We start from the raw sequence: 12,816 nt of genomic DNA, 5'->3' as shown, positions 1-12,816 counted from the left end.
GCGATGCTTTCGGCTTGCCCAGCGATCAGTTGCGGGCTCAGTTGCTAGCCTTGGCTCAACGCCTCGAACCCCGCCCGGATCTTCTCTTCCGGCAGCTCATCGGCAATGAACACCATCACGCTTTCCCGCTTCTCGCCCTCGGCCCACTCGGCGTCCCAGTCGAAGCCATACAGCTTGAGCACGCCCTGGAACACCAGACGGCGGTCCTCACCGGCGATGTTCAGCACGCCTTTGTAACGCAGCAATTGCTTGCCATGGCTTTCCAGCAGCTCGTTCATGAAGTCGCTGAGGCGGTCGATGTCCAGCGGGGTGTCGGTACGCAGCACGAGGGTCGAAATACGATCCGGGGTCGCGGGCTTGAGCACCGGGCGCAATGCGGGCTTGAGGTTGGCGCCCAGGTCGGTATTGAGGTTGAAGCCGCGCACATCCAGCAACTCGGCCAAATCGATGCGGCCATGCTCGACCACGCGGATCGCGGCACGGCCGTTGATGCGGGACAGGCGCTGCTCCAAAGCTTTCACGCCCTCAGGCTCGACCAGGTCGGTCTTGCTCAGCAGCAGGCGGTCGGCGAAACCGACCTGGGCCTGCGCGATGGCCTGGGTGAGGTGCACCTCGGCGTGCGCGGCATCGACCAGGGTAATGATGCCGTCCAGCAGGTAGCGCTCGCGCAGGTCTTCGTCGATGAAGAAGGTCTGCGCCACCGGAGCCGGGTCAGCCAGCCCCGTGCATTCGATCACCAGGCGGTCGAAAGCGATCTCGCCGGCATCCAGGCGCTCAAGCAGCAAGTACAGAGCCTTGGTCAGGTCGGTGTGGATGGTGCAGCACACGCAGCCGTTGGCCAGGGTCATGACCTGTACCGGCTCGTCACCAAGCAGCTGGCTGTCGATGCCTGCTTCACTGAACTCGTTTTCGATCACAGCGATCTTCATGCCATGTTCGGCCTTGAGCATGTGCTTGAGCAGGGTGGTCTTGCCGGCGCCGAGAAAGCCGGTCAGCACCGTCACGGGAATAGGCGTTTGCACGCGGTCGTCTCCTGAAGCTGATAAGAATTGCGCGAGGCCTCAAGCAATAAACCTGTGGGAGCGGGCTTGCCTGCGAATGCGCCAGTGAACTCACCGACGTTTTCGCGGGTAAACCCGCTCCCACAGGTTCTGCTACTCAATGAGGGGCGTGATGTTCAATGGGAGGCCGGAGCCGACCTCCCAAGGGTTGCGTCAACAGCACTTGGGGCCGGACTTGCCACCGTAACGGGCCTCCTGACGCTCACGGAAGAACGCCTCGTAGCTCATCACCGGTTTGTCCGGGTGCTTGGTCTGCATGTGCTCGACATAGTTGTCGTAGTCAGGCATGCCGACCATCAGGCGGGCTGCCTGCCCTAGGTACTTACCCAGTCGCCCCAGGTCGTTGAACATCACTGCATTCCTCTTCGGTTACGCGTCAGGCAAGGCCTGGAACGGAGTTTCCTTGTCGCTGCGCTCCTTGCGGCCCAGGGCGGCGATGCCGACCTTGATCGCGAAGATCAGCACGCTGAACACCACCACCAGGAACAACACGGTCAGGCCCGCGTTGGTGTAGGCGTTGTAGATCACGTGCTGCATCTGGCCAATGTCCTTGGCCGGCGCCAGCACCTGGCCTGCGTCCAGCGCAACGCTGTACTTGTTGGCCAGGGCCAGGAAGCCCACTGCCGGGTTCGGATCGAACAGCTTGATCAGGCCCGCGGCGGTGGTGCAGATCAGCAGCCAGGCCGCCGGCAGCAGGGTGACCCAGACGTACTGCTGGCGCTTCATCTTGATCAGCACCACGGTGCCGAGCATCAGGGCGATACCGGCCAGCATCTGGTTGGAAATGCCGAACAGCGGCCACAAGGTGTTGATACCACCGAGCGGATCGATCACCCCTTGGTACAGCAGATAGCCCCACAAGGCCACGCAGCCTGCGGTACCCACCAGGTTGGCACCCCACGAGTCGGTACGCTTGAGGGCTGGAACGAAGCTGCCCAGCAGGTCCTGCAGCATGAAGCGACCGGCACGGGTACCGGCGTCCACCGCGGTGAGGATGAACAGCGCCTCGAACAGGATCGCGAAGTGGTACCAGAACGCCATGGTGTTATCGCCCGGCAACACCTGGTGCAGGATCTGGGCGATCCCCACCGCCAGGGTCGGCGCACCACCGGCACGGGCCAGGACAGTGTGCTCGCCGATGTCACGGGCGGTGGCCTCGAGCTGCTCGGGAGTGATCAGGAAGCCCCAACTGCTGACGGTCTGGGCGACCGACGCAACGTCGGCACCGACTACCGCAGCCGGACTGTTCATGGCGAAGTACACACCCGGCTCGATCACCGAGGCGGCGACCATGGCCATGATGGCGACGAACGACTCCATCAGCATGCCGCCGTAGCCGATGTAGCGAGCGTTGACTTCGTTGTCCAGCAGCTTGGGTGTAGTCCCCGAAGAGATCAGCGCATGGAAGCCGGACACCGCGCCACAGGCAATGGTGATGAACAGGAACGGGAACAGGGTGCCCTTCCAGACAGGGCCGGTACCGTCGGTGAACTGGGTCAGGGCCGGCATCTTCAGTTCCGGCGCGATGATCAGGATACCGATGGCCAGGCCCACGATGGTGCCGATCTTGAGGAAAGTCGACAGGTAGTCACGCGGCGCCAGCACCAGCCATACCGGCAGCACGGCAGCCACGAAGCCATAACCGACCAGCATCCAGGTGATCTGCACGCCGGTGAAGGTGAACGCCGGGCCCCAGACCGGATCGGCCGCCACCTGGCCCCCCAGCCAGATCGACAGCAAGAGCAGTACCACGCCGATGATCGAGATCTCGCCGATGCGTCCCGGACGGATGTAGCGCATGTACACGCCCATGAACATCGCGATCGGGATGGTCGCCATCACCGTGAACATGCCCCATGGGCTCTCGGCCAGGGCCTTGACCACGATCAGCGCCAGCACCGCAAGGATGATGATCATGATCAGGAAGCAGCCGAACAGGGCGATGGTGCCGGGGATGCGGCCCATTTCCTCACGGACCATGTCCCCAAGGGACCGGCCGTTACGGCGAGTGGACAGGAACAGGATCATGAAGTCCTGGACCGCACCTGCCAGCACGACGCCTGCAATCAGCCAGAGCGTGCCGGGCAGGTAGCCCATCTGCGCGGCAAGCACCGGACCGACCAAGGGGCCTGCGCCGGCAATGGCCGCGAAGTGGTGACCGAAGAGAATGTGTTTGTTGGTCGGGACGTAGTCCAGGCCATCGTTGTTGAGCACCGCCGGTGTGGCCCGACGGGGATCGAGTTGCATCACCTTGGTGGCGATGAACAGGCTGTAGTAGCGATAGGCGACCAGGTAGATGGCCACTGCCGCGACCACGATCCACAAGGCGTTGATCGCCTCGCCGCGACGCAGGGCGACCACACCCAGCGCGCAGGCTCCTATGACTGCCAGCGCCAGCCACGGAATGTGGCGTAGCAGGCTATTATTGTTGTTCATGGTTTACTTCCAGCTGGTGGATTGGAAAAAGACCGCCCATCGAGTCTAGGGCGTGTCATCGCGCATTGCCACACTTGCTTTGGTCTAGAGCCTTTGCGGCCCGATTCAGGTACCGGTAGGACATACACAATCAACTATAGTCAGGAAGTACCCCCGGAGGGCCTGCCCCATGAGCGAACACGACGAACGCCGCCGTTTCCTGCGCATAGATTTCGACGCCCCCACCGAACTGCGCCAGGGCCTCAAACGCTGGCCGGTAAAGCTGCTCGATCTCTCGCTGAAGGGCCTGTTGATCGAAAGGCCAGAACCCTGGGATGCGGATCTGACCCAGGATTTCGACGCCATCATCCACCTCGACCCGAAAAATCACGTGAGCATGCAGGTCGAATTGCGCCACGAAGAACCCACCCGCCTGGGCTTCGTCTGCCTGTATATCGATATCGACTCGATGACGCATTTGCACCGTCTTGTGGAGCTGAACGTGGCCGACGGCACCGAAATGATGCGCGAGCTGCGCGAACTCATCGAATATTGATATCTCTTAGCCTGCTAACGTTCTAGCCTCAATGTGTTTCCTGTCTACCCAGACAGCTTTCTGTCGGCTGGTGGACAGGATGTACACACCCCTCTAGCACCGCCTCTGACACTTTGGAACACAACCTGCATTCACTTGTAGCGCACGTGGCGGTTACCTGCGTCCGTGCTCCGATCAAAATCTTGTATACAATTCATATGGTATTTGGTTGTAAGAATTGTCTACAGTAGCGGCACAACAATAAACAAGTGAGCCTGCTCCATGACTACGTCCCCTAGCACGTCTCCCACCAAACGTCCCGAAGACGAAAATCTCGGGCTTGGTGCCAACTTGGCTTATGGTCTGCAACACGTATTGACCATGTATGGGGGCATCGTTGCCGTACCCCTGATTCTCGGACAGGCCGCAGGCCTGGCACCTGCGGAAATCGGTATCCTGATCGCCGCATCGTTATTCGCAGGCGGTCTGGCGACCTTGCTGCAGACCCTGGGCCTGCCGTTCTTCGGCTGTCAGCTACCGCTGGTGCAAGGGGTTTCGTTCGCCGGCGTGGCAACCATGGGCGCCATTCTCAGCAGCCAGGACGGCGGCGGTCTTCCAGGTGTACTCGGTGCGGTCATGGCGGCGTCGTTCATCGGCTTCCTGATCACGCCGGTGTTCTCGCGCATCACCAAGTTCTTCCCTCCGCTGGTGACCGGCATCGTCATCACCACCATCGGCCTGACCCTGATGCCCGTCGCCGCACGCTGGGTCATGGGCGGCAACAGTGCCTCGCCGGAGTTCGGCAGCGTGGCCAACATCGGCTTGGCAGCACTGACCTTCGCCATCGTCCTGGTGCTGAGCAAGCTGGGCAGCGCGACCATCTCGCGCCTGTCGATCCTGCTGGCCATGGTCATCGGCACCCTGATTGCCTGGTCGCTGGGCATGACCGACTTCAGCAAAGTCACCGAAGGTCCGATCTTCGCCTTCCCCACCCCGTTCCACTTCGGCATGCCGACCTTCCACATCGCCGCGATCCTGTCGATGTGCATCGTGATCATGGTGACCCTGGTGGAAACCTCGGCAGACATCCTCGCCGTGGGTGAGATCATCGACACCAAGGTCGACTCCAAGCGTCTGGGCAATGGCCTGCGCGCCGACATGGCCTCGAGCATCCTGGCGCCTATCTTCGGCTCCTTCACCCAGAGCGCCTTCGCCCAGAACGTCGGCCTGGTAGCCGTGACCGGGGTCAAGAGCCGCTATGTGGTGGCTACCGGTGGCGTCATCCTGGTGATATTGGGCCTGCTGCCAATCATGGGCCGCATCATCGCTGCGGTACCGACCCCAGTCCTGGGCGGCGCCGGCATCGTATTGTTCGGCACCGTGGCAGCCAGCGGCATCCGCACCCTGTCGACAGTCAGCTACAAGAACAACGTCAACCTGATCATCGTCGCTGCCTCCCTGGGCTTCGGCATGATCCCGATCGCTGCGCCGACCTTCTACCACAACTTCCCGAGCTGGTTCGAAACCATCTTCCACTCCGGCATCAGCTCCGCGGCGATCATGGCGATCTTGCTGAACCTGCTGTTCAACCACCTCAAGACCGGCAACTCGGACCAGCAGTCGGTATTCGCCGCCGCTTACGAACGCACCATCCAGTACTCTGACATCTCCTGCCTGCGTGATGGCGACTACTTTAAAGACGGTAAGCTGTTCGACGCCGACGGCAACGAAGTGCCTGTGATGGAGCTCGATGAACATGGCAACGAGGCGCCCCGGCGCAAAGCGTTAGCCGAGCACTGATCGCCCGCCGAGGTGGTCGAGGGGAGCCGATGCGCATCGTCGGCTCCCCTTTTTCTTTGCGAACAGGCCCGATGTCGCGGTGTGCTCTTCGCGGGTAAACCCGCGATAGGGCCGCCGCGATGTCACTCGAACAATGCATCCAGCGCCTGCTCCAGGCGCGTCACGGCAATGACCTGCAAGCCCGCCGGCGCCTCCTTCGGCGCATTGCCCTTGGGCACGATGGCGCGCTTGAAGCCATGCTTGGCCGCCTCCTTGAGGCGCTCTTGGCCGCTGGGTACCGGACGCACTTCGCCAGACAGGCCGATCTCGCCGAACACCAGCAGCCCATGGGCCAGCGGGCGGTTGCGCAGGCTGGACATCACTGCCGCGAGCAACGCCAGGTCAGAAGCCGTCTCCAGCACCTTCACCCCACCCACTACGTTGAGGAACACGTCCTGGTCATGGGTGGGAATCCCGCCGTGTCGATGCAGGACCGCCAGCAACATGGCCAGGCGGTTCTGGTCCAGGCCCAGGGTGACCCGCCGTGGGTTGGCCAGGTGGCTGTCGTCCACCAGCGCCTGGACTTCCACCAGCATCGGCCGGGTGCCCTCCCAGGTCGCCATCACCACGCTGCCCGGAACTTCCTCCTGGGTGCGGTTGAGGAAGATCGCCGACGGGTTGGAGACCTCCTTGAGCCCACGGTCGGTCATGCCGAACACGCCCAGTTCGTTGACCGCGCCGAAGCGGTTCTTCACCGCCCGCAGCAGACGCAGTCGGCCATCGGATTCGCCCTCGAAATACAGCACGGTATCGACCATGTGCTCCAGCACCCTCGGGCCGGCGAGCGAGCCTTCCTTGGTGACATGGCCCACCAGGAAGATTGCCGTACCGCTTTGCTTGGCATAGCGCACCAGCAAGGCCGTGCTTTCGCGCACCTGGGCAACGCCGCCGGGGGCTGACTGCAACTGTTCGGTGAAGATGGTCTGGATCGAGTCGATGACCATGACCCGGGGTTTTTCCACCCGTGCGGTGGCGATGATCGTCTCGATACAAGTCTCGGTCATCACCTTGAGCTGCTCCTGGGGCAACCCCAGGCGACGCGAACGCATGGCTACCTGCTGCTGGGATTCCTCCCCGGTGACGTACAGGGCCGGCATGCGGGTGGCGATGTTGCACAGGGTCTGCAGAAGGATGGTCGACTTGCCGATGCCCGGATCGCCGCCGATGAGCACTACCGAGCCATCCACCAGGCCCCCGCCCAGCACTCGGTCAAGCTCGGTGCTGCTGGTGGTGAAGCGTGGGATCTCCTCGACGCTGACTTCGGCCAGGGTCTTGATCTGCGCCTGCTGCCCGGCCCAGCCGGTACGCCCGGCCGGGGCTGCGGCGCCACCGCTTTCGATCATGGTCTCGACCAGTGTGTTCCAGGCCCCGCATTCGCCGCATTGGCCAGCCCATTTGGGAAAGGTTGCGCCGCACTCAGTGCAGCCATACAAGCGCTTGGCCTTGGCCATGGGCTCAGTCTCCTGGAAAAAATCGCCATGATAGCCGAGCCGGACGTGTCTCGAATGCGCCGGGAGGCGACAAAACTATTCGCTCTAAGCGAAGTCTGTAATCGCGATGCAACGCATGAAGCGCATTGCTGGCTTACACTGCGATTACCTCTCCATTTGTTACAAGGAATAAACCATGGGCATGCTCAGTGAATTCAAGGCCTTCGCGGTCAAGGGAAATGTCGTCGACATGGCAGTCGGTATCATCATCGGAGCGGCCTTTGGCAAGATCGTATCGTCCTTCGTCGGCGACGTGGTCATGCCACCGCTGGGTCTGTTGATTGGCGGCGTGGACTTCAGCGACCTGGCCGTCACCCTCAAGGCGGCCGAAGGTGACGTGCCGGCGGTAGTGCTGGCGTATGGCAAGTTCATCCAGACGGTGATCGACTTCCTGATCGTTGCCTTCGCCATCTTCATGGGCGTCAAGGCGATCAACCGCCTCAAGCGCGAAGAAGCCGCGGCGCCGAGCGCACCGCCCGTGCCGAGCGCCGAGGAAACTCTGCTGACCGAGATCCGCGACCTGCTCAAGGCGCAGAACCGGCAGTAAGCTGCAAGCTGCAAGCTGCAAGCGAACAGGGTGGATTCCACACTCACTTGCAGCTTGAACCTTGCAGCTTGACGCTTCCAACTACCAGTAATTCTCCACGGCCACCTGCCCCGGCCGCTTGCTCAGGCTCAACTGCAGGTCCCGTGCTTTCAGAGCCTTGCGCGTGTCATCGATCATCTGCGGGTTGCCGCACAGCATGATCCGCGAATGCTCCGGCGACAGCGCCAAGCCCGCCGCCCTTTCCAGCTCACCGTTTTCGATCAGCGTGGTGATCCGCGCATTCAGCGCCCCGGGGTACGCCTCACGAGTGACCACAGGGATGAACTGCAACTTGCCCGCGAACTCGGCAAGATACTCCCGTTGCTCGAGGCCTGCGATCAGATCCAGGTAGGCCAGCTCCTTCGCTTCACGCACCGAGTACACCAGCTTGATGTGCTCGAAACGCTCCCAGGCCTCGAAGTCTTGCAGGATCGACATGAACGGCGCGATACCAGTGCCGGTCGCCAGCAACCACAGGTCGCGACCGCCAACGAAGCGGTCGAGGGTCAGGTAACCGAAGGCCTGGCGGTCGATCAACAAGGTGTCGCCCTCCCCCAGACGGCTCAACTCGCTGGTGAACTCTCCTCCTGGCACGACGATGGAGAAAAAGTCCAGATGCTCGTCATGAGGTGCGCTGACCATCGAGTACGCCCGCCACACCACACTGCCGTCGGCCTTGGTCACGCCCAGTCGGGCGAACTGCCCGGAGCGGAAGCGAAATCCAGGATCGCGAGTGACCCTCAGCGTGAACAGGCTGGGGGTAAGCGGCTGAACGTCAAGCAGTGTCTGGCGGGTGAACTTGTCGGCGCTGGCGGTCATGACGGACTCCATCGAGCAGGTGCGCCCAGTGTCGCGCAAAGCGCCAGGGATGAACACCGATGGTTTGTAGGGCCTCCATCGTACAAGCGGACGACAAAGCCCTGTAGAATCGCGCCTTTGAAGCTCGACGTGGCCTGCGTCGAGCAGATTGGTACCCGAGCCCTACGCCATGCCCCTGCTGACCAGCCCTTTCGCCGAACTCGACCTCATCCGCCAGCCTGAGCAGGCCAACGACCCCTTGCAGGCCTTCGACGCCGCCGACCAGTACCTGCTGGAGCACCTGGCCAGCCAGGCGCCTGCCGCCGATTGCCGGGTACTGGTGCTCAACGACAGCTTCGGCGCGCTGGCCGCCACCCTGGCAGGCCGTTTGCCGGTAGTCAGCAGCGGCGATTCCCACCTGGGCCGCCTGGCGCTGGAGAAGAACCTGGTGCGCAACGGCAAGCCCTTCGACAGCGTGCCCTTCATTCCCGCCAGCGAGGCCTGGCAAGGCATGTTCGACCGGGTCCTGGTGCGGGTACCCAAGACCCTGGCCCTGCTCGAGGAGCAACTGATCCGCCTGCAAGGCCACCTGGCCCCCGGCGCGGAGGTGATCGCGGGCGCCATGATCAAGCACCTGCCGCGAGCGGCAGGTGACCTGATGGAAAAGTACATCGGCCCGGTCCAGGCATCGCTGGCCCAGAAAAAAGCCCGGCTGCTGACCGCCACCGTTGCCGAGCGCCCGCTCGCCCGCTCACCCTATCCCACCCGTTATCGCCTGGATGCGCCGGCCCTGGAGCTGATCAACCACGCCAATGTTTTCTGCCGCGAAGGGCTGGACATCGGCACGCGCGCCTTCCTTCCACACCTGCCGCGCAACCTGGGGCAGGCGCGGGTCGCGGACCTTGGCTGCGGCAATGGCGTGCTTGCGATCGCCAGTGCCCTGGCCAATCCCGAGGCCCATTACACGCTGGTGGACGAGTCGTACATGGCTGTGCAGTCTGCCCGTGAGAATTGGCAGGCGGCGCTGGGTGGGCGGGACGCGGAAATCCGCGCCGCCGACGGTCTGGCGGGGCAGGAAAAACAGTCGCTGGACGTGGTGCTGTGCAACCCGCCGTTCCATCAGCAACAGGTGGTCGGGGACTTTCTAGCCTGGCGCATGTTCCAGCAGGCCCGTGAAGCGTTGGTGGTAGGAGGGGCGCTGTACATCGTCGGCAACCGCCACCTGGGCTATCACAGCAAGCTGGGGCGGTTGTTCAGAGGGGTGGAGCAAGTGGCGGCGACCCCCAAGTTCGTGATCCTCAAGGCACGCAAGTAACCTGATTGGGGCCGCCTTGCGGCCCCAGGGTTCAGTGGGTACTCAATCCAGCCGCACTCATGAACATCCGCATCAGCCAGGCCACCACACCGAGGGCGGCCACGCTGCCCGCCCAGATCAGCAACAGCCAGCCCAGGCGTTGCCACAAGGGCTTCTTCTGTTCAGCCATCATTGCCCGACCTCCTAGTGATAGCCCTGGTCATGGGTCACCTTGCCGCGGAACACGTAGTAGCTCCAGAAGGTGTAGCCCAGGATGAATGGCAGGATGAACAGCGTCCCCACCAGCATGAAGCCCTGGCTTTGCGGTGGTGCCGCGGCATCCCAGATGGAAATCGACGGCGGGATGATGTTCGGCCACAAGCTGATGCCAAGGCCGCTGTAACCCAGGAAGATCAGCACCAAGGTCAGCAGGAACGGGGTGTAATGCGCATTGCGCGCCACCGCCCGCAACAGGCCGTAGAAGGTCACCAAGACCAGGATCGGCACCGGCATGAACCAAATCAGGTTGGGCATGCTGAACCAGCGGTCGGCGATCTGCGGGTAAGCCAGCGGTGTCCACAGGCTGACGATGCCGATCACCGCCAGCAACACCAGCGCCAGGGGCTTGCCCAGCGTGTGCATCTGCTCTTGCAACGGTCCTTCGGTCTTCATGATCAGCCAGGTGCAGCCGAGCAAGCTATAGGCGACGATCAGCCCCAGCCCAGAGAACAGACTGAATGGGGTCAACCAGTCGAAGGCCCCGCCCGCATAGTGACGATCGACCACCTTGAAGCCTTCGATGAAAGCGCCCAGGGCCACGCCCTGGAAGAAGGTCGCCACCAGCGAGCCCCAGATGAACGCCTTGTCCCAAAGATGACGCTTGTGCGCCGTGGCCTTGAAGCGGAACTCGAACGCCACGCCCCGGAAGATCAACCCAACCAGCATCAGGATCAACGGCAGGTACAGCGCTTCGAGCACCACCGAGTAGGCCATCGGGAAGGCACCGAACAGCCCCGCCCCACCCAGCACCAGCCAGGTCTCGTTGCCGTCCCACACGGGGGCAACGGTGTTCATCATCACATCCCGGTCACGCTCTGCCTTGACGAAGGGGAAGAGCATGCCGATCCCCAGGTCGAAGCCGTCCATCACTACATACATCATCACGCCGAAGATGATGATCACGGCCCAGATCAACGGAAGGTCGATACCCATGGCTCAGTTCCCCTTGCTCAGACTGGCGGAATCGGCCGGATGGCCTTCATCGGCGGCGGACAGCGGCCGCGCCGGCGTACGTTTCTGGCCAGGCCCGCCAGGATTGTGCTCGTCACCCTCGCCAGTCTTCGGCCCTTTGCGCACCAGACGCATCATGTAGCCCAGGCCGGTGCCGAACAACGCGAAGTAGACAACCACGAAGATCACCAGCGTCAGGCCCAACTGGCCGTAGCTGTGGTTGGAAACCCCATCGGCGGTGCGCATCAGGCCGTAGACCACCCAGGGTTGGCGGCCGATTTCAGTGGTGAACCAGCCCGCCAGCAAGGCGATCAGACCCGAAGGCCCCATCCACAACACCATGTGCAGGAAGGGACGCGAGCTGTACAGCGTGCCGCGCTTGCGCAGCCACAGGCTCCAGAAACCGACGGCGATCATCAGAAGGCCCAGTCCGACCATGATCCGGAACGACCAGAACACGATGGTCGAATTGGGGCGGTCTTCGGGCGGGAACTCCTTCATCGCCGGGACTTGCTTGTCCAGACTATGGGTGAGGATCAGGCTGCCCAGTGCCGGGATCTCGATCTTGAAGTGGGTGGTCTCGGCCTTCATGTCCGGGATGCCGAACAGGATCAACGGTGTCGGCTCGCCAGGCTTGTTCTCCCAGTGACCCTCGATGGCGGCGATCTTCACCGGCTGATGCTTGAGGGTATTCAAGCCATGGAAGTCACCGATCACCGCCTGGATCGGCGCAACGATCAGCGCCATCCACATGGCCATCGACAGCATCTTGCGTACAGCCGGATTGTCACGCCCGCGCAGCAGGTGCCAGGCAGCCGAGGCACCGACGAAGAAGGCCGTGGAGACGAACGCGGCAGTGGCCATGTGCATCAGGCGGAAGGGGAAGGACGGGTTGAAGATCACCGCCAGCCAGTCCACCGGGACCACCCGGCCATCGATGATCTCGTGGCCCTGTGGCGTCTGCATCCAGCTGTTGGACGCCAGGATCCAGAAGGTCGAGACCAGGGTCCCGAGCGCCACCATGACCGTGGAGAAAAAGTGCAGGCCACGGCCGACACGGTTCCAGCCAAACAGCATGACACCCAAGAAGCCCGCCTCGAGGAAGAAGGCAGTGAGCACTTCGTAGGTCAGCAGAGGGCCGGTGATGGAGCCGGCGAAGTCGGAGAAGCGGCTCCAGTTGGTGCCGAACTGATACGCCATGACCAGGCCTGAGACCACGCCCATGCCGAAGTTGACGGCAAAGATCTTGGACCAGAAGTGGTAAAGGTCGCGGTAGGTGTTGTTGCCGGTCCTGAGCCAAAGGCCCTCCAGAACCGCCAGGTAGCTCGCCAGGCCAATGGTGATGGCCGGGAACAGGATGTGAAAGGACACGGTAAACGCAAACTGGATTCGGGCGAGCTCCAAGGCCTCTAAACCGAACATAGTGCTTCCTCTTCAGGTAATCCGGCGTCCGGGCTCGTGGCCCTGACGCCCACTGCCCCCACGGTTATCGAGTGCGCTGTCTTGGAATTGTTCTGTTCGATCGCAGGGATTGCGGCCGATGGCCGGATCGTTGCATTTGGAACGAT

Annotated in this window: 12 protein-coding genes; 4 read left to right on the top strand and 8 right to left on the bottom strand. The window is 62.5% G+C overall.

All coding sequences use genetic code 11. The features are described 5' to 3' along the window. Positions 1-44 precede the first annotated feature (44 nt). The 3 genes from yjiA to AB1N67_RS03455 form a co-directional block, all read right to left on the bottom strand. Complete coding sequence (gene yjiA, locus AB1N67_RS03465) at positions 45-1,022, bottom strand: GTPase (RefSeq protein ID WP_367863534.1); 978 nt, start codon at positions 1,020-1,022, stop codon at positions 45-47. 192 nt (positions 1,023-1,214) lie between these two features. After that, on the bottom strand, positions 1,215-1,412 hold the full coding sequence (locus AB1N67_RS03460) for a YbdD/YjiX family protein (RefSeq protein ID WP_008094130.1): 198 nt from the start codon (positions 1,410-1,412) through the stop codon (positions 1,215-1,217). Positions 1,413-1,430: 18 nt separating this feature from the next. Continuing rightward, entirely contained in the window at positions 1,431-3,497 is a 2,067-nt protein-coding gene (locus AB1N67_RS03455; protein ID WP_043208433.1) for a carbon starvation CstA family protein, read from the bottom strand. A 169-nt stretch (positions 3,498-3,666) separates the two neighbouring features. On the opposite strand from AB1N67_RS03455, the gene AB1N67_RS03450 reads away from it, so the two are divergent. Both AB1N67_RS03450 and AB1N67_RS03445 read left to right on the top strand, forming a co-directional pair. Beyond that, complete coding sequence (locus tag AB1N67_RS03450) at positions 3,667-4,032, top strand: PilZ domain-containing protein (RefSeq protein WP_043208430.1); 366 nt, start codon at positions 3,667-3,669, stop codon at positions 4,030-4,032. A 261-nt stretch (positions 4,033-4,293) separates the two neighbouring features. Continuing rightward, positions 4,294-5,811, top strand: coding sequence for a nucleobase:cation symporter-2 family protein (locus AB1N67_RS03445; RefSeq protein ID WP_043208427.1), 1,518 nt, complete (start codon positions 4,294-4,296; stop codon positions 5,809-5,811). 122 nt (positions 5,812-5,933) lie between these two features. On the opposite strand, the gene radA is transcribed toward AB1N67_RS03445, so the two are convergent. Further along, positions 5,934-7,301 carry a DNA repair protein RadA gene (gene radA, locus AB1N67_RS03440; RefSeq protein WP_043208425.1) on the bottom strand — a complete coding sequence of 456 codons (1,368 nt, stop codon included), beginning with the start codon at positions 7,299-7,301 and terminating at the stop codon, positions 5,934-5,936. 175 nt (positions 7,302-7,476) lie between these two features. On the opposite strand from radA, the gene mscL reads away from it, so the two are divergent. Then, complete coding sequence (mscL, locus tag AB1N67_RS03435) at positions 7,477-7,887, top strand: large-conductance mechanosensitive channel protein MscL (protein ID WP_043208423.1); 411 nt, start codon at positions 7,477-7,479, stop codon at positions 7,885-7,887. Between the two features lie 81 nt (positions 7,888-7,968). Here mscL and AB1N67_RS03430 read toward each other — a convergent pair whose 3' ends face one another. Beyond that, positions 7,969-8,745, bottom strand: coding sequence for a ferredoxin--NADP reductase (locus AB1N67_RS03430; protein WP_090345155.1), 777 nt, complete (start codon positions 8,743-8,745; stop codon positions 7,969-7,971). A 169-nt stretch (positions 8,746-8,914) separates the two neighbouring features. On the opposite strand from AB1N67_RS03430, the gene AB1N67_RS03425 reads away from it, so the two are divergent. Continuing rightward, positions 8,915-10,039 carry a methyltransferase gene (locus AB1N67_RS03425; RefSeq protein ID WP_367863533.1) on the top strand — a complete coding sequence of 375 codons (1,125 nt, stop codon included), beginning with the start codon at positions 8,915-8,917 and terminating at the stop codon, positions 10,037-10,039. 31 nt (positions 10,040-10,070) lie between these two features. Here the strand turns inward: AB1N67_RS03425 and AB1N67_RS03420 are convergent, their stop codons facing one another. From AB1N67_RS03420 to AB1N67_RS03410, 3 genes are read right to left on the bottom strand one after another with little or no spacing between them, the layout of a single operon-like run. Beyond that, positions 10,071-10,211, bottom strand: coding sequence for a DUF2474 domain-containing protein (locus AB1N67_RS03420; protein ID WP_070576820.1), 141 nt, complete (start codon positions 10,209-10,211; stop codon positions 10,071-10,073). Between the two features lie 11 nt (positions 10,212-10,222). Continuing rightward, the gene (cydB, locus tag AB1N67_RS03415; protein ID WP_043208417.1) at positions 10,223-11,230 is read right to left on the bottom strand and encodes a cytochrome d ubiquinol oxidase subunit II; all 1,008 of its coding nucleotides are present in this window, start codon (positions 11,228-11,230) and stop codon (positions 10,223-10,225) included. A gap of 3 nt (positions 11,231-11,233) precedes the next feature. Then, positions 11,234-12,670, bottom strand: coding sequence for a cytochrome ubiquinol oxidase subunit I (locus tag AB1N67_RS03410; protein ID WP_090345150.1), 1,437 nt, complete (start codon positions 12,668-12,670; stop codon positions 11,234-11,236). Positions 12,671-12,816: the final 146 nt, after the last annotated feature.

Source organism: Pseudomonas guariconensis (assembly GCF_040822035.1).
GTDB classification, from domain to species: Bacteria; Pseudomonadota; Gammaproteobacteria; order Pseudomonadales; family Pseudomonadaceae; genus Aquipseudomonas; species Aquipseudomonas guariconensis.
The sequence above is the reverse complement of the archived record's forward strand: the minus strand, read 5'-3'. Positions and strand labels throughout refer to the sequence as shown.

What these genes read in the sequence shown, in the direction of transcription:
- AB1N67_RS03460 (WP_008094130.1), bottom strand. Translation starts at nt 1,412, where the DNA reads ATGTTCAACGACCTGGGGCGACTGGGTAAGTACCTAGGGCAGGCAGCC.
- AB1N67_RS03455 (WP_043208433.1), bottom strand. Translation starts at nt 3,497, where the DNA reads ATGAACAACAATAATAGCCTGCTACGCCACATTCCGTGGCTGGCGCTG.
- AB1N67_RS03450 (WP_043208430.1), top strand. Translation starts at nt 3,667, where the DNA reads ATGAGCGAACACGACGAACGCCGCCGTTTCCTGCGCATAGATTTCGAC.
- AB1N67_RS03445 (WP_043208427.1), top strand. Translation starts at nt 4,294, where the DNA reads ATGACTACGTCCCCTAGCACGTCTCCCACCAAACGTCCCGAAGACGAA.
- radA (WP_043208425.1), bottom strand. Translation starts at nt 7,301, where the DNA reads ATGGCCAAGGCCAAGCGCTTGTATGGCTGCACTGAGTGCGGCGCAACC.
- mscL (WP_043208423.1), top strand. Translation starts at nt 7,477, where the DNA reads ATGGGCATGCTCAGTGAATTCAAGGCCTTCGCGGTCAAGGGAAATGTC.
- AB1N67_RS03430 (WP_090345155.1), bottom strand. Translation starts at nt 8,745, where the DNA reads ATGACCGCCAGCGCCGACAAGTTCACCCGCCAGACACTGCTTGACGTT.
- AB1N67_RS03425 (WP_367863533.1), top strand. Translation starts at nt 8,915, where the DNA reads ATGCCCCTGCTGACCAGCCCTTTCGCCGAACTCGACCTCATCCGCCAG.
- AB1N67_RS03420 (WP_070576820.1), bottom strand. Translation starts at nt 10,211, where the DNA reads ATGATGGCTGAACAGAAGAAGCCCTTGTGGCAACGCCTGGGCTGGCTG.
- cydB (WP_043208417.1), bottom strand. Translation starts at nt 11,230, where the DNA reads ATGGGTATCGACCTTCCGTTGATCTGGGCCGTGATCATCATCTTCGGC.
- AB1N67_RS03410 (WP_090345150.1), bottom strand. Translation starts at nt 12,670, where the DNA reads ATGTTCGGTTTAGAGGCCTTGGAGCTCGCCCGAATCCAGTTTGCGTTT.